The sequence below is a fragment of the Haloarchaeobius salinus genome (assembly GCF_024464185.1).
In the GTDB taxonomy this organism is placed as follows: Archaea; Halobacteriota; Halobacteria; order Halobacteriales; family Natrialbaceae; genus Haloarchaeobius; species Haloarchaeobius salinus.
This window is the reverse complement of sequence record NZ_JANHAU010000001.1, coordinates 1,185,868-1,205,853: the sequence shown is the minus strand read 5'-3', so window position 1 is coordinate 1,205,853 and position 19,986 is coordinate 1,185,868. Positions and strand designations below refer to the sequence as shown.

The following is a 19,986-nucleotide window of genomic DNA, read 5'->3' as shown; positions in this document are numbered from 1 at the left end:
CCTGTCGACGCGTTCATAAACGTACCGAGTCGTGGACGCGTTGTCGCCGCCCTTACACGTCGACGGCGAACGTGTCGTACTCGCCGCTCTGGCCGGCGAACGCGGCGAGCAGATCGGCGACGGCGTCCAGATCCTCGGTGTCGACGACCTCGACGGGCGTGTGCATGTAGCGGTTCGGCACGCCGAGGTTCAGCGTCGGGACGCCGCCACGGGCGGTGTAGAACGAGCGCGCGTCGGTGCCGCCGGCGTTCGGGTCGGCCTGCAGCTGCACGTCGATGTCCGCGTCCGCCGCGGCCTTCCGCACCGCCTGCGCGACGACCGGGTGGTTCGCGCCGCCGCGGCCGACGATGGGACCGCCGCCGAGTTCGGTGTCGCCCGCCTTGTCCGCCTTCCCGCCCGGGTAGTCCGAGACGTGGGAGACGTCGACGACGACGACCGCGTCGGCGTCGACCTCCGTTCCGACCATCTTCGCGCCCTGCGCGCCGAGCTCCTCCTGAACCGTCGAGACGGCGTACACGGTCGCGTCGACGTCTGCCGCGACGGCCCGGCGGAGCGCCTCGGCGGACGCCCACGTGCCGACGCGGTTGTCGAGCGCGCGGCCCGCGATGCGGCTGCCCATGAGCTCCTCGACGCCGCTTGCGAACGTGATGGGGTCGCCGATCTCGACGGTCTCGCGGGCCGCGTCGCCGTCCGCGGCCCCGATGTCGACGGTCTGTGCGGTGATGTCCTCGAACTCGTCCTTGTCGCGCTCGCGCAGGTGGATGGCGGTCTGCGTGACGACGCCCGACACCGGTCCGTCGCCGGTGTGGACCGTGACGTGCTGGCCCTTCGAGACGGTCCGGTCGGAGCCCCCGATGGGCGCGAGGTGGAGGAAGCCGTCGTCGTCGATGCGGTTGACCGCGAAGCCGATCTCGTCGGCGTGGCCCGTGAACGCCACGGAGGGTGCGTCGGCGCTCCCCTCTGCGACCGCCACCGCGTTGCCGTATGCGTCCGTGTGTACCTCGTCGGCGAACTGTTCGACGTACTCGACCCACACCCGCTGGCCGCGCGTCTCGTAGCCCGACGGGCTCGGCGTCTCCAGCAGCTCCATCAGGAACTCGCGTTCGTGCTCGTCCATACCGGTCGATGGAACGGCCCCGGTTTGAACCCGACGGTCCCGCGCCGTGCGAACGTGGAGGGACAATCAATAAGTCGACTGTCGTCGAACTGATTCGTATGGAGATTACACTGTTCGAGCTCCACTTCGACGGCGACACGAGCTTCGGTCCCACGTTCGGCGATGGCGACGAGGAGGAGGCACTCGAGGAGGGTGCAGCCGACGACGAGGTCGATATCGACTGGGGAGACGACTCCGGCTCCGCCGGCCTCCCGGGCCCGAGCCCCGTGGCCGTCCTCGTCGGCCTCCTCCTGCTCGTGCTCGTCGCGTTCGGCGTCAAGAAGGCGCTCGACGGCGATGCCGAGGAGGATATCGACGAGTTCGAGCCCGAGATGGTCGAAATCGAGGAGTAGCGACGACTCGACTACACAGAAACGTTTTGCGTCCGCGGTCCCAATCCGGGCGTGTGAACCTCTTCCATAGCGTCCGTGCGGTCGCATCCTCCGGGAGCGGCGAGGGTGCCATCGACTGGGACGCCGTCGTCGAGGCGGCCCGCGCCGGCACGGAACCGGGCTCGGTCGCCCTGACCGCCGCCGAACGCTCGGGCTACGCGACAGACGTCCGGGACGCGCGCGACCGGGTCCGAGAGGTCGCCGCCATCGACTTCGACGTGCCGGACACCATCGAGATACAGCACCGCCACCACTGGATCGACGCCAACGTCGCCACCTTCCGGCGCGTGCTCGAACCGCTCGAGGGCCAGCAGACCGACTTCCTCCCCGGCGTCGCCCGCGCCGTCAACACCGGGACGATGTCGTTCATGCTGGGCTTCCTCGCGCGGAACGTCCTCGGCCAGTACGACCCGCTGTTGCTCGCCGACGAGGTCGACGCCGACCACGCGCTCTACTTCGTCCACCCGAACATCCGGCAGGTCGCGGCCGACCTCCACGTCGACTTCCCCCGGTTCCGCCGCTGGATCGCCTTCCACGAGGTGACCCACGCCGCCGAGTTCGGGGCGGCACCCTGGCTCTCCTCCTACCTCGAAGAGCGCATGGAGGACGGCCTCGAGGACCTCACCCACGGCGGGCTCGACAGGGAGGCGTTCCGCGAGATGAACGTCGCGATGACCGTCGTCGAGGGCTACGCCGAGCTCCTGATGGACCACGCGTTCGACGACGAGTACGCCGACCTCCGCGCGAAGGTCGACGCCCGCAGACAGGGCGGCGGTCCGCTCTCGAAGCTCGCGAAGCGGCTGCTCGGCCTCGGCCTGAAACGCCAGCAGTACGAGCGCGGCAAGGCGTTCTTCGAGGGCGTCGCCGCACTCCGCGGGCTGGAGGCCGCAGGGCTGGTCTGGGAGTCGCCCGAGAACCTGCCGACGGACGACGAGCTCGACGACCCCGGCACGTGGATCAGCCGGATGGGTATCTAGGTCGCTCCCGCGGTCTTCTATCGACGCGACCGCGCCTCCGTCTCCCGCTGCGAGGAACGGAACGTGCTGACGAGGTACCACCAGAGCACCGCACCGACGACGGCCCCGCCGACCGCCGCCGCCGCGATGATGGCCAGCGACGCCTCCGCCTGCAGCGCGACGAGTGCGCCCGACGCAGCGACCATGACGACGAACGCGAACTGGATGCGTTTCATCCCGACCGTACGGTCCTCGCCGGTCATCGATGGTCCGACCATGTCAGATGGACTGCGGTGCCGACACGTGCATCTGGACGAACCCCCACTCCGCCTCGTCGCCGTCGACCGGTTCGAGCGCGCCGCTCCAGCGCGAGTCGAAGCCGTACCGCTCGCCCGTCCGGGTGTCGGTCCAGGCCATCCGAACGGCGTCGTCGAACAGCGCACTCCCCTCGCTCTCGGTGACCGACAGGGCCTCGCTCTCGACGGTCCACTCGTCGGTCGTGCGTGTCTGCTCTCGCAGTGCCTCGCTGACGGCGTCGTAGCCGCTGTACTCGGTGCTGATGGCCGCCTTCCACGTCTCCTCGCGCTCGGCGAAGTACGGGTACAGCGGCTCGCCCCGGCGCAACGCCTCGTAGTAGTCCAGGACGGTCTCCTCGGGAGTCATACCCGGGGCAACGGCCCCGGCGGGTTTGAAACCCCCGTTCCCGGGGGCGTCGACCACCGCCGCGTCCCCCTCACTGGAACCCCCGGTCGACCCCGTCGTCCTCGATGACCTCGTCGAGTTCCGTGTCCAGCACCTCCTCTGCGTCCGCGAACGTCGTCGCGAGGTCGTCCAGCCCCTCCGGTCGGTCGTAGTTGTCGAACTCCATCGGCCCGAACGCCGGGCTGTCGAGCGCGTCCATCACGTCGTCGAAGAAATCGGCTGGCGTCGTCGGTGCGTCAGCGTGGGCCTCCACGACCGCCTGCAGGCGCTTGGCGGCGTCTTCGGCCTCCTCCTCGTCCTCGGGTGGGGACTGCACCGCGAACCGGCTCCCGTCGGTCTTCGTCGGGAACAGGGGTTCGAGTTCGTCGTCCAGCCGTCGGGCGACCCGGGTGCCGACGCCGTGGACCTCGAACGGGTTCTTCGCGTACGTCTTCAGGTGGTAGACGCCGCTGTCCGGGTGTCCGAGATACAGGTCCTCGCCGAGCCCGGTCGCCCGGTCGCCGGCGACCGCGCGCCAGCCCTCGGGCTCCGCGCCCGACTCGACCACGTCCGCGACGATGTCGTCCCAGTCTCGAACGCGCATACTGGGGCTAGCTCGTACGGTCGCAAGAACGTATCGGTGGCCGAGAGCCGTGTCCGCCGCCGGTGGAGTCCCGGCGTCCGCGAATCAGGCGTCCTCGTCGTTCTCTGCCCGCTTCGGGCCGTACAACTCGTTCTTGACACCCTCGACGTTCTCCTTGACCTCGTCGGCCTGCTCCTCGACCTGCTCGACGCGGTCGGATATCTCGCGCTCGACCTCCTCGTCGCCGGTATCGGCGGCGGTCTCCTCCAGCTCCTTCGCCGCGGTCTTGACCTCCTCGGCGGACTCCTCGACGCCGGCGGCGGACTCGGCGACGACGAGCTCCCGCCGCCTGACGCCACGGGCCAGCATCAGGAGCTGGAGCGCGCCAGCGAGGACGAACAGCGTGACGACCACGTTCGTCAACACGGTGAGGAGCTCGGCCCCACCGGCGGAGAGGGCGAGCAGGTCGGTCGTCGCCCGGACGAGGTGGACCGCACCGACGAGCCCGGCAGCCACCAGCAGCCCGCGCACGAACCAGCGGTACCAGTCGGCGAAGACGACGCGCTCCAGCGCGTCGGCCAGGGGGGTCAACACCGGTATCTCGCGGTCCTCGGGACTGGACATACCGGGACGGTTGCCGACGGGGCCTTATCAAACCCCGTCAAGCCACGGGCAATCGCCCTCGCCGGGAGCCAGCGTTTAAGAACGGTGCCGACCGAGGGGAGAGCGTGAGCGTTCGCGGCATCGTCACGACGGTCGGGGAGGAGCGGTCGGTGAACACGAGCCACGGCACCAGTGAACTCGTGGAGGTCGGGCTGGAGCGACCCGAGGACACCCCGACGACCGTCACGCTGTGGGGCCGCTGGACCGAGACCGCAGCGGTGCTCGAACCGGGGATGGAGCTGCTGGTCACCGAGCCGAAACAGGAGGAGTACGAGGGCGAACTCTCGTACTCGACGACGGGCGACTCGTACGTCGTCGTCGAGCCGGACTTCCTCGTCAACGTGACCGACGTGCGCCAGTGGGTGCAGTGCCCCCGGATGTACTACCTGAACAAGCTCTCCAGCGTCCCGCTCGCCTACCCCGTCGTGAAGGGGACCGTCGTCCACGAGGTGTTCGGCGACCTGCTCCGCGGCCGGGAGTTCGACGAGGCGGTGTCGGACCGCGTCGCGGAGCAGGCGCTCGAACTCGGCCTCCTCGACCGCACCGCCGAGGACGTCGAGCGCGAGGTGGCCCAGAACGCCCAGGCTATCGCGGGCTGGCTCCAGCAGGGCAGACTGGCGGACGAGGACGAGTGGCGCTCGGAGCGCCTGCTGGTCTCGGAGACGTTCGGCATCAAGGGACGGGCCGACGCCATCCGTCGGGGCCAGCCCGTCGAACTGAAGACCGGGAAGAACCTCAAGAGCGAGCCGCGATTCCACGACAAGATACAGGCCGCGGCGTACGCCCTCCTGCTGCAGGAGCGCGGCGTCCCCGCCGACACCGGCACGCTGCTGTACACGAAGAACGAGGCCCTGGACCGCGACGAGTTCACCGGCGACTTCTCGCCGGCGAAGGAGTTCTCCATCGGCGACGGCCTCCTGAAGTTCGTCGTCCGCGCCCGCAACGAGATCGCCGCGATGGAGTTCGACGCCGACGTGCCGACGGGCTACGAGGCCGACGCCAGGTGCGACTACTGCTTCGAGCAGGACACCTGCATGGTCGTCTCGGGCCGGCTGGACCAGGAGTCCAAGGCCGGCCAGATCGGTACCGCCATCCCCGAGGACGAGCGCGAGTACTTCGAGCGCACCTACGACGCCATCGAGGCCGAGCGCGACGCGGCCCACGACGAGTTCGTGAAGCTCTGGAGACAGACCGCCGCCGAGCGCGCGGACGACGACCGCGCGCTGGTCGACCTCGAACCCGTCCGGAAGCGCGAACTCCCCGCCGGCCGCTGGGAGCTGACGGCCCGGCGCACGTCCGCGGCCGTCTCGAAGATACGCGAGGGCGACTACGTGCTGGCGAGCGACGGCGACCCTATCCGGGGCCACTCCGAACTCGCGACGGTCGACCGTCTCGGTGACGAGGAGATCGTCCTCACCGCCGACGAGCCCGTCGACGTCCACCGGCTCGACGTCTACCCCTCGGACATCGGGCCCTCCCGCCTGCTCACCGCGGTCCACGACGCGCTGCTGAAGGGCGACGAGCGCCGGAAGGACGTGCTGTTCGGCCGCGAATCGCCGACGTTCGAACCCACGGACGAGACGTTCGTCGACAACAACGACGCACAGGACGAGGCGGTCAGGATGGCGGTCACCGCGGACGACTGCGCGCTCATCCACGGCCCACCCGGGACCGGCAAGACCTACACCATCGCACAGGCCGTCCGGGCGATGGTCGAACGCGGCGAGCGCGTCCTCCTCTCGGCGTTCACGAACCGCGCGGTGGACAACGCGCTGGAGGCGATTCGGGACACCGGGTTCGAGAACGACGACCTCGGCGACATCGTCCGCATCGGCACGGAATCGGGCGTCCGCGAGGACATGCAGGACCTCCGGCTGCGCCGTCACGGTGACCCGCAGGAGCGCGCCGGCGAACTCGAGTCCGCGAGCCTCGTCGCCGCGACGACCGCGACCTGCGGCTCGACCGTGATGCGCGAGCAGGCGTTCGACGTGGCGCTCGTCGACGAGGCCGGCCAGCTCACCGAGCCCGGCACCCTCGCGGCGGTCAACCTCGCCGACCGGTTCGTCCTCGTCGGCGACCACCAGCAGCTCCCGCCGGTCGTCCGCGCCGACACCGACCTCTCGCGGTCGCTGTTCGAGCGTCTCATCGACACCCACCCCGAGGCCAGCGTGCTGCTCGACCGGCAGTACCGGATGTCCCAGCGCATCCAGGCGTTCCCCTCGCGGGAGTTCTACGACGGCCAGCTCCGGCCCGCGACGGGCGAGGTTGCGGGCCGCTCGCTCGCCGACCTCGACCACGTCGACGTGGGGGCGCTGCCCGACTCGCTCCGGGACGGCGTCTCGATGGTCGACACACCGGGCGACGACGGCCGTCACACCGACGCCGTCGAGGCCGCGGAGGTCCGCCGGGTGGTCGACGCCCACCTCGAGGCCGGGCTGCAGCCCGAGGAGATCGGCGTCATCGCGCCGTTCCGGGCGCAGGTCGCCGAGATAACCCGGGACGTGCCGGACGGCGTCGCCGTCGACACGGTCGACCGCTTCCAGGGGTCGGCGAAGGAGGTCATCGTGGTCTCCTTCGTCGCCTCGGGCGACCTCGACAGTCCCATCTTCGAGGACTACCGCCGGGTGAACGTCGCGCTGACGCGGGCGAAGCGCTCGCTCGTGCTCGTCGGCGACAGCGAGACGCTCGCGACCGACGAGGTGTACGGCCGGATGGTCGACTGGGCGGACCGCTGAAACGAAAAGGTTCAGTTCACCCCCGAGCAACGTGCAAGGTATGGTTCGACTGGAGGCAGCGAGCGAGACGATCCGGGCGGCGTTCCCGAACGGACTCGTCGATATCTACGCGGCCGTGACCGCGCTCGGCAACCCCGGCCTGCTGACGGTGCTGCTGGCGCTGGTCTACTGGGGGTACCGCCGCGAGGAGACCGCGACGGTCGTCGGCTACGCCTTTCTCGCGTTCGCGCTCGTACTGTTCCTGAAGGAGCTCTTCGCGATGCCGCGCCCTCCGGAGTCGGTCATGCTCGTCGCGGAGGACGGCTACGGCTTCCCGAGCGGGCACGCCATCGCCGGGGTCGTCGTCTACGGCGGGCTCGCAGTGGAGTTCGACTGGTTCGAGGAGCCGCCGAAGGCCCTGGCTGCGGGCCTGCTCGCCGTCTCGGTCGGGTTCTCGCGGGTCGTCCTCGGCGTCCACTACCTCGGTGACGTGCTCGTGGGGGCGGCGCTCGGGCTGGGCGTCCTCGCCGTCGGGCACCTGCTCTGGCGCGACCGGCCGGCGGTCGGCTACGGCCTCGGCGCGGTCGTCGCCGTGCCGGCCGTCGTGGTCTCCGCGGCCGACCCGCAGACGGTGGCGGTCCTCGGGTCCTGTCTCGGCGGCGTCTGGGCCTGCCGGACGATACGGCCGCTCCCGGTGGACCGCGGGCGCGCCGAGCGGGCGTTCCTGCTCGCCGTCGGTATCGTGCTCGCGGTCGTTCTCGTCGCGGTGCAGGTCGCACTGGAGACCAACCGGCCGGCGCAGTTCGTCGTCGGGGTGGCGACCGTCGCGGCCATCCTGGGACTCCCCGCGTTGCTCGACCGTGCCGACGCGTTCGACCTCGTCCAGCGCGTCACGGGCTGAAAGCGGCGATTCTCCGGATAAATTCGGTGCCGAACACCTTCGCCAGACCGGCCAATCGTTTATCACGCTGGCAGTGGTACGTCGTGACATGGCAAGCAGTCACTCGGGTGCAGAAGAGGAGAGCGAGCAGTTCGACCGAACGGCCGAACGCGAGGACGAGCTGCGGGCGGCGATGGGAGCGGTCGCGGGCGGGATCGTCGGCACGACCGTGATGACGGGCGTCTTGCTGGCGGTGAACGCGATATACGCGCCGGAGATCAGCGTGTTCGCGACGCTCGCGGAGCTCGCGGGCGTCGGAGCCGACAACGTCGCCCTCGGGATGGCGATGTTCCTCGGAGCCGGGGCGCTCGCCTGGCCGCTCACCTTCGCCACGCTCGGTGCGTACCTGCCGGGTGGGACCCGTGCCAGACAGGGCGTCGTCTTCGCGCTCGTGCTCTGGACTGGTTTCGTCGTCGCGTTCGGGAGCATGTACTCCGGGATGGACCTCGCGGTGTTCGTCGTCACGTCCATCGCCACCCACATCACGTACGGCTACCTGCTCGGCTTCGTCGCCGGGCGGCTGACCGGCCACCGCGAGACCCCCGACATCGCCGTCTGATCCGTAGAACCGGTTCCACTTCGACGCCGTGACGGACTTCGAATCCGCCGACGACGCTGACATCCTGAACAGCAACGCGACGACGGTGTACTGTCCCATCATCACGACGTGGATGATGGGGTAGCGTCGACGACGACTGCGCTGTCTACTCGATTGTCCCGGCGAGGTCGTCCACCCCACTGGCCTCGTCGCCGATGGCCTCGACGACGCGGTCGTGGAACTCCTGCAGGACGGCGCTCTCGTCCTCGGCGAGCACCACGTCGCTCGCGGAGAGCGTCGCGAGCCCGAACGCCCGCGGCGTCGGCGACTCGACGCGGGTGTGGCTCACCGCGATCTGCCCGGCCCCGATGGCGCGGACGACCTCCTGCACGCCCGCGACGTTGAGCTTGTCCTCCAGGATCTCGCGGTACGTCTCCTCCATCACCGCGAAGTCGTCGAGGTCCTCGGCGAAGCCCAGCAGCATCTCGCTGGAGACCTGCTGCTGTTTCGCCGATTTCTCGTAGCCCTTGTACCGTTTGAGGATCATCAACGAGCGCGTCGCGTCGATGCGGAAGTAGCGCTGGAGCAGCTCGGTGCCCTGCAGGCTCGCCCGCAGGTCCGGGCGCACCTCGCCCGCGTCGAGGCTCTCGACGATGCCGACGAGGTCGACTTTCCGGTTCAGCGGCATCGAGAGCGTGAAGCCGTTGTCGGCGACGCTGACCGAGACGTTCGCGTTCGTCGCCTGCGCACACCGATAGGCGAGCAGGCGCGAGAACCCATCGTTGAACCGCCGTCCGTACGTCGAGTGGACGTGGTAGCGGCGCTCGTAGTCGTTCCGGTCCACCACCTCTTCGATGGCGAGCCGGTCGCTCGTGCTGACGCTCTCCGGGCCGGCGTAGGCGACCTGCTCCTCGAACATCCGGGTGACCGCGCGGACGGTGTTGTCGTCCAGCGGGAACTCCCTCAGCCAGTGTCGGACCGCCGGTGGGCCGCCCTCGGCAAGTCTGTCCAGCAGTTCGCCCTGGAACGCGGCGAGCTCCTGCCCGAGGTCGTACGAGAGGGGCAGGCGCTCGGAGTACCACGACGGGACCGTGGGTGCGGCGCTCGTCGGATCGACGTACACCTTCGAGCCACGGCGGTAGCGGAACTCGAAGTGCTGGCCGCCGAGGACGAACACGTCGCCGGGTTCGAGCGTATCGAGGTACGACTCGTCGAGCTGGCCGACCCACTCGTCGCCCGCCCGGGTGAACACGTCGCAGGTGAACGAGTCCGGGATGGTACCGACGTTCGTCATGTAGATGACCCGGGCGAGCCGGCCGCGCTTCCCGATGAGGTGCTCGCCGACGGGGTACTCCTCGTAGTGGTGTTCGCCCGACGGCGCGTCGTTCGTGTCGCGCCAGATCTTCGCGTAGACGTTCTTCTCCTCAAGGCCGTCGTAGTCTGCCGTGAGGTAGGCCATCAGCTGCTCCCACTCGGCCTCGCCGTACTCGCGGTAGGGCCACGCCGACCGGAGGATGCGCCGCACCTCGCGCTCCGGCCTGATGCCCGCGATGGCCATCCCGTACACCTGCTGGGCGGCCACGTCCTGTGCGCGCTCGGGCACGTCCACGCTGTCGACGAACCCCTCGGCGGCCTTCTTCAGCATCACCGCACACTCGACGAGCTCGTCGCGGTCGAGCGCGACGACCCGTCCGGTCACCGTCTGGCCGACCCGGTGGCCCGCCCGTCCGACGCGCTGGAGAAGTGCGGCGACCGACTTCGGCGAGCCGACCTGCACCACGAGGTCGACGTGGGGCATGTCGATGCCGAGTTCGAGGCTCGTCGAGGAGGTGACCACGTCGAGCTCGCCGGATTTCAGCTTCGACTCGACGCCCTCGCGGACCTCCTTCGAGAGACTGCCGTGGTGACAGCCCGAGTTCGCCTCGTCGTAGCCGTCGAACCGCTCGCGCAGACGGTGGAGCACGCGCTCGGCCCCCGACCGGGTGTTCGTGAAGACGAGCGTGTTCGTGTGCTCCTGGATGAGGTCGTGCAGCTGGCTGTAGAACCGCTCGGTGACCACGTCCCGCCGGGTGTCGATGAGGTCGTCCGTCGGGGAGGTGAGCTGGAGGTCGAACTCGCGGGCGAAGCGGGTGTCGACGATCTCGCACTCGCGGGGTTCGGGCTCGGGGAAGCCGCCGCGTCCGTCCGTGGCCTCGGCGTCGTCGGGCTCCGGCACGTCGTTCCCGACGAGGAACTCGGCCACGTCCTCGAGCGGGTCGATGGTCGCGGAACACCCGATTCTGGTGGGGGAGGTGTCCGCCAGCGCCTCCAGTCGCTCCAGCGACACCGAGAGGTGGGTGCCGCGCTTGCTCTCGGCGAGGCTGTGGATCTCGTCGACGACCACGTACTCCACGGTCCGGAGCTTCTCGCGGAACTTCGGCGCGTTCAGCAGGATGGCGAGCGTCTCCGGCGTCGTGTTCAGCACGTGCGGCGTCTCCGCCAGCATCCGCTGTCGCTCCGCCTGGTCGGTGTCCCCGTGGCGAATCGCGTGGCGCACCTCGCCGACGGGCTCGCCGCGCTCCTCGGCCACCTCGCGGATGCCCGACAGCGGCTCCTCGAGGTTCCGGTGGATGTCGTTCGCGAGGCTCTTCAGCGGCGAGACGTACAGGCAGTAGACCGAGTTCTCCAGCCCCGATTCGCGCTCCCTGGCGAACAGCTCGTTCAGGATGGCGGTGAAGCTCGCCAGCGTCTTCCCGCTGCCCGTCGGCGCGCAGATGAGGGCGTTCTCCTCGGCGTGCACGTGCGGGATGGCCCCCTTCTGGGGCGGCGTGAAGAAGCCGCCGTTCTCCGGGACGAACTCGCCGAACTGCTCGACCCACCACCGCTGGACGGCGGGGTCCAGCAGCTCGAAGACGTCCTCGTCGTCGATGGCGACCGAGTCGGGCTCCCCCTCGAACCCATCCAGCTCGGCGAGCAACGCCCTCGCGTCCATTGATGGCCCCTGGGGGATGGACCGGCAAGTGCCTTTGCACTCGCGAAGTCGTTCGCACCCCGTCAGGGCGGGTCGATGTCGACCGGTCAGCCGGGTTGCGCGCGGCTGTCTCGAAATCGCGGAGCGATTCCGATGGCCAGGGTGTTGTCGTCACCAGCGAGTCCCACGACCGAGAGGGCATTCTGGCTGCTATCGTCCCCAGCGTTCCCCGCTGAAGGGGCACACATCTCGAACGAGTGGCGTCACACATTTCACGGACCCCACGCGACAGGACATACATGCGCGTCACGTTTCTCGGAACGGGGAGTGCGATGCCGACGGCGGACCGGCACCAGACCGGCATCCTGCTGGAGGGCGACGAACGGCCGTTGCTGGTCGACTGCGGGGCGGGGACGCTCCACCGGCTCGCCCGCACGAACGTCGGCTACGAGGGCGTCTCCTCGGTCCTCCTGACCCACCACCATCTCGACCACGTGTCGGACCTCATGGCGCTGCTGAAGGCGCGCTGGCTGGCTGGCGAGGACCACCTCGAGGTCGTGGGCCCGACGGGGACGAAGGAGCTGGTGGACGGGTTGCTCGATGTGCACGACTACCTCGACGGACGGGTCGACCTCACGGTGCGGGAGGTCGGGCCGCACGAGTTCTCGGTCGCGGGCTTCGACGTGGAGGCCTTCGAGGTGCGGCACTCGCTGCCGTGTCTGGCCTACAAGTTCGACGGCGCGTTCGCGTTCTCGGGTGACACGGAGGCGTTCCCTGGACTGGCGGCGTTCGCGGAGGGGGCGGCGGTGCTGGCGCACGACTGCTCGTTCCCGGACGGCGTGGACGTGGACAACCACCCGACGCCGTCGGAGCTGGGGCGGGCCCTGTCGGGCCACGAGATCGGCCGGGTGTACCTCACGCACCTCTACCCGCACACAAACGGCGAGCACGAGGCGATGCTGTCGTCCATCGCGGAGCACTACGACGGGGACGTGCGCTTCGCCGACGACATGCTCTCGCTGAGCATCGAGTGAACTGGTGACGACGTGCGCTCCGTTTCATCTTCGGATAGCGACAGCTTTATTCGAGGGAGATTGTTAGTAGCGACATAACAACACCACTGTCATTATGGTCGGAACACACAGGAAGGCCGCCGGCGCGTTCGTCACGGAGGATGACGGATGAAGGCGCTTCGGCGGCTCACGGACGGAGTCACGTCGTACAGCAAGGTCATCATCGCGGTGATGCTGGTCATGACCGTCGTCCTCGGCGCCGGGGCGGGCAGCGTTTCGAGCCAGTCCGATCTCGGACAGTTCCAGAGCGACACCCCGGAGGACGCAGCTCAGAGCTTCATCACCAACAACTTCACCGCCGGCGACCAACAGACGCAGTCCGCACAGGTCATCGTCAGGAGCGAGAACGGGAACGTCCTCTCGAAGGAGTCGCTGCTACGCTCCATCGAGTTCCAGCAGACGCTGCGTGACGACGAGTCGATAAACGGGACGCTCGTCGAGGACCAGCCGATCACTGGCGTCTCGAACATCGTGGCCATCGCGGCCATCCAGCAGGAACGCATCTCCGAGCTGGAGGCCCAGGGCGCGGCGCTCCAGCAGCGCCAAGACCGGCTGGAGGAGGACCAGACGGAACTCGAGGACGCCTTCGAGCAACTGGAAACGGACCGGGCCGCACTCCAACAGCGCAGCGACGACCTGAACGCGACGGCCGACCAGCTGCAGGCCGCACTCAACGTCGTCCAGCGGAACCCCAACGCCTCCATCCGGACGCAGTGGGAGGGCGTCGAGCCCAACGGCTCGGTCACCCTGAACGCGACGCAGTACGCAGTCTTCGAGCAGGCCGGCGAGGACGTCCGGAACGCGACGAGCCAGTCCGAGATCGAGCAGGCGTACCAGCTCGGGACCGTCGGCGTCCTGCAGGGCCAGTACGACGCCCTCGAGGACCAGGGCGCGGCGCTCCAGCAGCGCGCCGCCGAACTCCAGGACCAGCGGGAGTCCCTGGAGGAGCGCGGCGCGGCCCTGGAGGAGGACTTCGCGGCGTTCCAGGAGCAGCAGGCCGCGCTCCAGAACGCCTCGACGCCGACGCTCGCAGAGCAGCGCGAACAGCTCGAATCGATGAACGCCTCGGAGCTCGACTCCGTGCTCACCACCGTCCTGGGCGATGGCGACGGTGAGAACGGCGACTCGCCGTTCGCCGGGCAGGCCGTCGGGCTGATGGAGAAGAGCTACACGCCCGGCTCCACGGAGGCCAGCGCGCGGACGATGATCATCCAGCAGGTCGCCCAGTCCAGCAGCGACGTCGGCGGCGGTGCCGCCGTCGAGGACGTCACCATCGACGCCCAGCTGGAGATGCAGGAGTACGCCCAGGACGTGAACTCGGGCGAGGACTACCTCGTCTTCGGCTTCGGCATCATCTCGAACGAGATCAACATGTCGATGGAGGACTCGCTGGCCATCGTCGGCCCGCTCGCCATCCTCTTCGTCCTCATCACGCTCACCATCGCGTACCGTGACGCGCTCGACATCGCGCTCGGGCTGTTCGGCATCGGCGTGGTGCTGACGTGGACGTTCGGGTTCATGGGCTACGCCGACATCTCGTTCAACCAGATCATGATCGCGGTCCCGGTGTTGCTCATCGGGCTCTCCATCGACTACGCGATCCACATCTTCATGCGCCAGCGCGAGGAGCGCCTCGACGACGAAACGCCGAGCGACGTACGCGGCTCGATGAGCTACGCGCTCGCCGGCGTCGGCGTCGCCCTCGTCTGGGTGACCGCGACGACGGTCATCGGGTTCCTCTCGAACCTCACGAGCCCGCTCGCGCCCATCCAGGACTTCGGCGTCGTCTCCTCGTTCGGTATCGTCGCCGCGCTCGTCGTCTTCGGCGCGTTCGTCCCCGCGCTGAAGGTGGAGTTCGACAGCTTCTTCGAGGACCGCCTCGGCTGGGACCGCAGGAAGCGCGCGTTCGGGACCGGTGGCGGTCGCTTCAGCGAGCTCCTCGCGGTCGGCTCGACGCTCGCGAAGAAGGCTCCCGTCGCGGTCATCCTGGTCGCCCTGTTGCTCTCCGTCGGGGGCGCTGCGGGCGCGACGCAGGTCGACACCTCGTTCGCGAACGAGGACTTCATCGCGGACGAGCCGCCGAACTGGATGTACGACCTGCCCGAGCCGCTCGCGCCCGGCGAGTACACCGCCAAGTCCAACCTCGACTACGTCAACGACAACTTCCAGCGCGACGACTCGCAGGCGCAGGTGTTGATGAAGGCCGGCGGGGACGGGAGCGGTATCGACGACCCCGCCACGTTGCAGGCGTTGCACGAGCAACAGGAGCTCCTCGGCGACGAGGACACCTACCAGACGCCGTTCGTCGGCGCGAGTGGTGAGGTCGCCTACCGTTCGCCGCTGACGGTCATGGAGACGGTCGCCGCCGAGAACGAGAGCTTCAACGAGAGCTACCAGGCGTCGCTCGGCCCGGACGGCGTGCCCGAGGAGAACGTCACGGCGCTGTACGACCGGCTGTTCGAGGTCGCCCCGCAGCAGGCCGCGGACGTGCTCTACCGGACCGAGGGCGGCGACTACGTGGCGATGCGGCTCGTCGTGCCCACCGACGGCGGGACGACGACCTCCGAACAGACCGAGGAGATGCGCGCCATCGCGACCGCCATCGAGGACGGCGGCAACTCGGTGACCGCCATCGCGACCGGCTCGCCGGTCGTCAACGAGGTCATCCAGCAGCAGCTGCTCGACACCGTCATCCAGAGCCTCGTCATCACGCTCGTCGCCGTGTTCGCGTTCCTCATGATCGCCTACCGCATCACCGAGGGGAGCGCGACGCTGGGTATCGTCACCCTGCTCCCCGTCGCCCTCTCGGTGACGTGGATCCTGGGGACGATGTACCTCATCGGGATGCCGTTCAACGTGCTGACCGGGATGATCACCAGCCTGACCGTCGGGCTCGGGGTCGCCTACAGCATCCACGTCTCCGAGCGGTTCAACCTCGAGCTCGGCCGCCGCGCGGACCAGTGGGAGGCCATGCGCACCACCATCACCGGGACCGGCGGCGCGCTGCTCGGCTCGGCCGCGACGACCGTCGGCGGCTTCGGGGTGCTCAGCTTCGCCATCTTCCCGGCACTCCAGCAGTTCGGCGTCATCACCGCGCTCACCATCATCTACGCGTTCCTCGCGAGCGTGCTGGTGCTGCCGAGCCTGCTCGTCGTCTGGCACCGCTACCTCGGCCCCGACGAGGTCGGGTCGATGTTCGACGACGGTGGCGACGCCGTGCCCGCCGCCAACGGCGGGGCCGACGACCCGACCACCGTGGAGACGACGGCGACGACGGACGCCCCCGTTCCCGCGGCCCACGACACGACGAACGACGAGCCCGCAGCACCCCAGCCGGGGTCCGCCGCCGGTTCGTCGAGCGATACCCGGGCGGCCGCGTCCGCGGACGCCGTCCCGTCGGACGACCTCGACCTCGGCGGCGGGAGCGACCTGCAAGACGTGACCGAGGCCGACACGGCTGCCGACGCCACCGCAGTCACGGACGCCGAGGCGGCCACGACGGACGAGACGACTGCGGAGACGACCGAACCCACCGCCGTCGGGAGCGCGGGCGCGGCCGGCGCGGCCGCGGTCGCCACCACCGACGACACCCCGACGGCGACCCGAACCGTCTCCGACGAGCGACCCGAGCCCGGCGCGACGTTCCAGGTCACCCTCTCGGTCGAGGACGTCGATGGCCGTGTCGTCCTCTCCGAGACGGTGCCCGGCACCGGCGGGCGCGTCACGACGCTCTCGCCGAAGCCGACCTCGTACTCGATGGTCGGCCGCAGGCTGTACGTGGCCTGGGAGTTCGACGAGCCGGCCGACGTGACACTCGCCTACGAGGCGGCCGTCCCGACCGACGCGACCGCCGGCGAGGAGCTCGCGTTCGACGCGACGCTCTCCTCGGCCGCGGGCGAGGCCACCTTCGACGGCCCCGACGCACTGACGGTGACGACGCCGTTCCTGCGTGAGGCCCTGTCCGGCCCCGTGACGCGGGAGACGCTCGACCGCGCCAGCGAGCTCGCGAGCGAGGGCGAACTCACCAGCGAGGAGCTCGAATCGCTGTACGACCGCTGGCTGGCGGGGGACGACCGATGACCGCCGACGAGGACGACGCCATCGAGTCGATGGAACGCCTCGGCCTCACCAGCTACGAGGCCAAGGTGTTCATCGCCCTGCACAAGCTCGGCACCGGCACCGCCCGGGACGTCTCGCGCGTGACCGACGTGCCGCGCTCGCAGGTGTACAGCGTCACCGAGAGCCTCGAGGACCGCGGGCTCGTGGAGGTGCAGCAGTCCAGCCCCATCCAGTACCGTGCGGTCAGCATCGACGAGGCCCGCTCGACGCTCCGGGAACGCTTCGAGCAGGAGTCCAACCGGGCGTTCGACTACGTCGAGACGGTCCGCGAGGAGTTCGGCCGCGACGAGGAGGAGGAGCAGGAGGACATCTGGATGGTCCGGGGGCACGACCGGATCGCCGACCGTGCCGCCGACCTCATCCGGCGCGCCGAGGACTCCATCCTGTTCGCCGCGCGGTCCCCCGAACTCGTCGGCGATGACATCGACACCGCGCTGCGAGAGCGCGCCGACGACGGGCTCGCCGTCGTCGTCTTCAGCGAGGACCCCGCGGTCCGGGCGCTGTACGACGACCACCCGGGCATCGAGGCGGTCGAACCGCTGACCGATACCCACGTCAACGACGAGCACACAGGTCGTGCGCTGCTCGGCGACGACGACATCCTGCTGTTGAGCGTGCTCGGCGACGACGAGGAGCTGCCGGGCATCAACCGCGAGACCGCGTTCTGGAGCGCCGGAACCGGATTCGCGGAGGTGCTGGTCCAGCTGGTCGAGACGACCATCTCGCCGGTCGACCGATAGGCGGAACCGGGAGCGGACGGCCGGGGTGTACGGCCGTCCGGTCCGCGTGTCGACGGACAGGGGGAGAGAGGGGAACGGAACCGACGAGTTGCGGAGGTCGTCGTCTCGGCAGTCCGTGCTACCGGCGGCTCGACGCCGCAGCCGGAACTCTCTCCGCCACGTCCCAGTAACCGACACCAAACCGTGTAGGCGTCACTCCAGTCGATACCGCAGCAGCGCCGCGATACCGCCGAGGTTCCGGAGCTGTCGGCCGGGGTCGAACTCGCTCGAGAACACCGTGATCTCGCCGCCTTTGCGCTCGACGTCGGTGATGAGGTCGTTGACGTCGAGGACCCACTCGCCGTCGGGGCCGCGCTCCTCGCGCAGCTTCTCGTCCAGGATCAGCAGCTCGTCGATGGCACCGTACTCCGCCGCCTTCTGGACCTGCTCCAGCCCGTACGCTGCCTCGTGACCCGTGGCGATGCGCTCCATCAGCTCGTCGATGGCGTCCGCCTCGGCCGCGATGCGCGTCTCGCGCTGGACGTCCTCGACGGCACCCCGTTTCAGCACCTCGTGGACCCCGCGGTCGCCCACGGAGGCGGTGTCCACGACGGTCATCTTCTCCGCAACCTCGGGATGGTTCTTCTCGATGTGGTCGTAGGCGTCCTGCTTCGTGAAGCCCGGCCCCGCGAGTATGAACGCGTCGGCGTCCATCCGTGCCAGCGCGGTCGCGAGCTCGGCGAAGAGCTCGCCGCGACCGCGGGCGTACTCGCCCTTGCCGGTCGTCCCCGTGAAGGTGCCCCGCGACTCCGTGCCGTACTGCGTGACCGTGTGGATGTGCGCCTCGCCCTCCTCGACCGTCGCGATGACCACGTCCGGGTTGTCCGCGGATTCTTCGGCTTCCTCGAGGCGTTCGAGCTGGTCCGGCTTCCAGTGCTTCGTGACCTCGATCTCGTCGTGGTCCTCCACGTTCAGCGTGTGGTGCAGCCCCAGCTGGTCCTCCCTGGAGCAGTCCTCGATGGTCCCCGAGACGCGCAGCCGGTTCGCGAACTTGTGGAACTCCACCTCCTCCACGCCGATGGTGACGTGCATGTGCTCGCGTTCGCCGCCCGTGTCGCGCAGCTCCTCGTCGTCGCGCTGGATGCGGCGGGTGGTGTCGCCGGCGACGAGGTCGCCGGGCTCGAGGACGTACTGGAGGTGCCAGAGGTCGTCGAGGCTCTCGGGGACGAGCGTGATGCGCTCGCGACCGCCCTCGACGCGGACCCGGCTCTTCACCTGCATACGGTCGCATCGGGTGTCCGGGGCTACATGCCTTTCCTTTCGGTGTGGTTTGGTGGATGCATCTGCAGTGGTCGTGAAGCGACTGATGATACCTCGACAGCAGCTTACTCATCTGAATCTCTCTCCACGAACAGCCAGAAAGCCCCCGGCTGCTCGACTCCCGGGATTGGCGAGACTCCTCCGTCGTCTCGCTGCTCTCCGCTCGCAGGCTCGCGGAGAACTCGCTGTGGTCCTCGTTCCTGCGGTCCTTGCTTCGTCCGGGTTCGTCGAGCAGCGGCCCCTTTCAGTCCCGCCCACCGCACAGCACCGCACCTCACACCTCCCCAACCTCTTCGCTCGGTCGCAGGCTCCCTCGCTCATCCCTCGCGCGAGTGCGGCGAGACGCGCTCCCTTGCGGTCGCGCAGTCTCGCCAGCCGCGCGCCACCCGGCTGATTCTTCGATGTCGCCACTGAAAGTTTACAATATTCGTAAACTTCCGCAGGCTACCTGGCCCGTACGTACCCAATACCGACCAGCCTCGCAGCCACGACGCTCGCGTACACCGCCACGAGCCCGGCGAGCAGCCCCGGGACGCCGCGGCCGCCGAACAGCTGGCCGGAGACGCCGAAGCCGACGAACGCGACGACCATCGCGGCCGCCCAGGCGACGAGGTAGGAGGGGTTGTGGATGACGTAGAGCAGCCCGCCCGGGTGGAACAGCGGCGCGTCCGCGCGGTCGAGCCGGCGGGCGACGACGGCGGGGTAGACGTAGCCGACGGCGAGGGCGACGAACATGGTCAGCGTCGAGCCGAGCAGGACGACCGTCCCGGTCTCGAGCGTGATGGCCACCGGGTCGATCCGGGTCGCGCCCCGCACCGTGATGAGCAACATCCCAGCCGGGACTGCGAGGTACGCCACCGTCACGGCGATGAGCAGGAGCCCGTCGCGAAAGCGGCCTCGCACGCTCCCGAACGACGGCAGCGGGGCGTCCCGGTCGGTGACCGTCGACGCGACGACGTGTCGACAGAAGCCCGCCCAGGCGACGAGCGGGAGCGGTGCGACGAGCGCGGGGACGAGCCACGGTGTCGCCGGGTAGAGCGCGACGGCGAGCTGGCCGCAGATGGCGGTCACGAGCCCGCAGGCGAACAGCACGGCGAGGGCCGACCGGTCCGCCCCGTCGCGGAACGGGTAGAGGAACGCCTCAGCGACCACGCTTTCCCCTCCGAATCCCGTCCCGCATCG

Annotated in this window: 16 protein-coding genes; 8 read left to right on the top strand and 8 right to left on the bottom strand. The window is 69.3% G+C overall.

The genetic code is table 11. The features are described from left to right. Nucleotides 1-52: 52 nt before the first annotated feature. On the bottom strand, nucleotides 53-1,117 hold the full coding sequence (locus NO345_RS06145) for a M20/M25/M40 family metallo-hydrolase (RefSeq protein ID WP_256297425.1): 1,065 nt from the start codon (nucleotides 1,115-1,117) through the stop codon (nucleotides 53-55). A 98-nt stretch (nucleotides 1,118-1,215) separates the two neighbouring features. Between NO345_RS06145 and NO345_RS06140 the strand changes: the two genes are divergently transcribed. Both NO345_RS06140 and NO345_RS06135 read left to right on the top strand, forming a co-directional pair. Then, complete coding sequence (locus tag NO345_RS06140; RefSeq protein ID WP_256297423.1) at nucleotides 1,216-1,509, top strand: hypothetical protein; 294 nt, start codon at nucleotides 1,216-1,218, stop codon at nucleotides 1,507-1,509. 53 nt (nucleotides 1,510-1,562) lie between these two features. Continuing rightward, the gene (locus NO345_RS06135) at nucleotides 1,563-2,525 is read left to right on the top strand and encodes a zinc-dependent metalloprotease (RefSeq protein ID WP_256297421.1); all 963 of its coding nucleotides are present in this window, start codon (nucleotides 1,563-1,565) and stop codon (nucleotides 2,523-2,525) included. Nucleotides 2,526-2,542: 17 nt separating this feature from the next. On the opposite strand, the gene NO345_RS06130 is transcribed toward NO345_RS06135, so the two are convergent. The 4 genes from NO345_RS06130 to NO345_RS06115 all read right to left on the bottom strand — a co-directional run bounded on the left by NO345_RS06130 (nucleotide 2,543) and on the right by NO345_RS06115 (nucleotide 4,392). Continuing rightward, a complete protein-coding gene (locus tag NO345_RS06130; RefSeq protein ID WP_256297419.1) occupies nucleotides 2,543-2,782 on the bottom strand; it encodes a DUF8527 family protein in 240 nt (79 codons plus the stop codon). Nucleotide 2,783: 1 nt separating this feature from the next. Then, entirely contained in the window at nucleotides 2,784-3,167 is a 384-nt protein-coding gene (locus NO345_RS06125) for a nuclear transport factor 2 family protein (protein ID WP_256297417.1), read from the bottom strand. Between the two features lie 70 nt (nucleotides 3,168-3,237). Continuing rightward, nucleotides 3,238-3,789 (bottom strand): hypothetical protein, encoded by a 552-nt coding sequence (locus tag NO345_RS06120; RefSeq protein ID WP_256297415.1) that lies wholly within the window; start codon nucleotides 3,787-3,789, stop codon nucleotides 3,238-3,240. A gap of 84 nt (nucleotides 3,790-3,873) precedes the next feature. Beyond that, nucleotides 3,874-4,392 carry a hypothetical protein gene (locus NO345_RS06115; protein WP_256297414.1) on the bottom strand — a complete coding sequence of 173 codons (519 nt, stop codon included), beginning with the start codon at nucleotides 4,390-4,392 and terminating at the stop codon, nucleotides 3,874-3,876. Nucleotides 4,393-4,496: 104 nt separating this feature from the next. Between NO345_RS06115 and NO345_RS06110 the strand changes: the two genes are divergently transcribed. From NO345_RS06110 to NO345_RS06100, 3 genes are all read left to right on the top strand, one after another. Further along, the gene (locus NO345_RS06110; RefSeq protein ID WP_256297412.1) at nucleotides 4,497-7,166 is read left to right on the top strand and encodes an AAA domain-containing protein; all 2,670 of its coding nucleotides are present in this window, start codon (nucleotides 4,497-4,499) and stop codon (nucleotides 7,164-7,166) included. Between the two features lie 40 nt (nucleotides 7,167-7,206). Next, nucleotides 7,207-8,046 (top strand): phosphatase PAP2 family protein, encoded by an 840-nt coding sequence (locus NO345_RS06105; RefSeq protein WP_256297410.1) that lies wholly within the window; start codon nucleotides 7,207-7,209, stop codon nucleotides 8,044-8,046. A gap of 88 nt (nucleotides 8,047-8,134) precedes the next feature. After that, the gene (locus NO345_RS06100; protein WP_256297408.1) at nucleotides 8,135-8,644 is read left to right on the top strand and encodes a DUF6789 family protein; all 510 of its coding nucleotides are present in this window, start codon (nucleotides 8,135-8,137) and stop codon (nucleotides 8,642-8,644) included. Nucleotides 8,645-8,789: 145 nt separating this feature from the next. Here the strand turns inward: NO345_RS06100 and NO345_RS06095 are convergent, their stop codons facing one another. After that, nucleotides 8,790-11,594 (bottom strand): ATP-dependent helicase, encoded by a 2,805-nt coding sequence (locus NO345_RS06095; protein ID WP_256297406.1) that lies wholly within the window; start codon nucleotides 11,592-11,594, stop codon nucleotides 8,790-8,792. A gap of 278 nt (nucleotides 11,595-11,872) precedes the next feature. Here NO345_RS06095 and NO345_RS06090 point away from each other — a divergent pair, with 278 nt between their 5' ends. The 3 genes from NO345_RS06090 (at nucleotide 11,873) to NO345_RS06080 (ending at nucleotide 17,505) form a co-directional block, all read left to right on the top strand. Beyond that, nucleotides 11,873-12,607, top strand: a complete 735-nt coding sequence (locus NO345_RS06090) for an MBL fold metallo-hydrolase (RefSeq protein WP_256297404.1) — start codon at nucleotides 11,873-11,875, stop codon at nucleotides 12,605-12,607. Nucleotides 12,608-12,754: 147 nt separating this feature from the next. Next, nucleotides 12,755-16,726 carry an MMPL family transporter gene (locus NO345_RS06085; RefSeq protein WP_256297402.1) on the top strand — a complete coding sequence of 1,324 codons (3,972 nt, stop codon included), beginning with the start codon at nucleotides 12,755-12,757 and terminating at the stop codon, nucleotides 16,724-16,726. Continuing rightward, nucleotides 16,723-17,505 (top strand): TrmB family transcriptional regulator, encoded by a 783-nt coding sequence (locus NO345_RS06080; RefSeq protein ID WP_256297400.1) that lies wholly within the window; start codon nucleotides 16,723-16,725, stop codon nucleotides 17,503-17,505. Before NO345_RS06085 ends, NO345_RS06080 begins: the two co-directional genes overlap by 4 nt. Before the next feature lie 192 nt (nucleotides 17,506-17,697). On the opposite strand, the gene NO345_RS06075 is transcribed toward NO345_RS06080, so the two are convergent. Together NO345_RS06075 and NO345_RS06070 are read right to left on the bottom strand one after the other, a co-directional pair. Further along, nucleotides 17,698-18,765 carry an mRNA surveillance protein pelota gene (locus NO345_RS06075; RefSeq protein WP_256297398.1) on the bottom strand — a complete coding sequence of 356 codons (1,068 nt, stop codon included), beginning with the start codon at nucleotides 18,763-18,765 and terminating at the stop codon, nucleotides 17,698-17,700. Nucleotides 18,766-19,248: 483 nt separating this feature from the next. Beyond that, nucleotides 19,249-19,956 carry a DUF4013 domain-containing protein gene (locus tag NO345_RS06070; RefSeq protein WP_256297396.1) on the bottom strand — a complete coding sequence of 236 codons (708 nt, stop codon included), beginning with the start codon at nucleotides 19,954-19,956 and terminating at the stop codon, nucleotides 19,249-19,251. Between the last annotated feature and the right edge of the window lie 30 nt (nucleotides 19,957-19,986).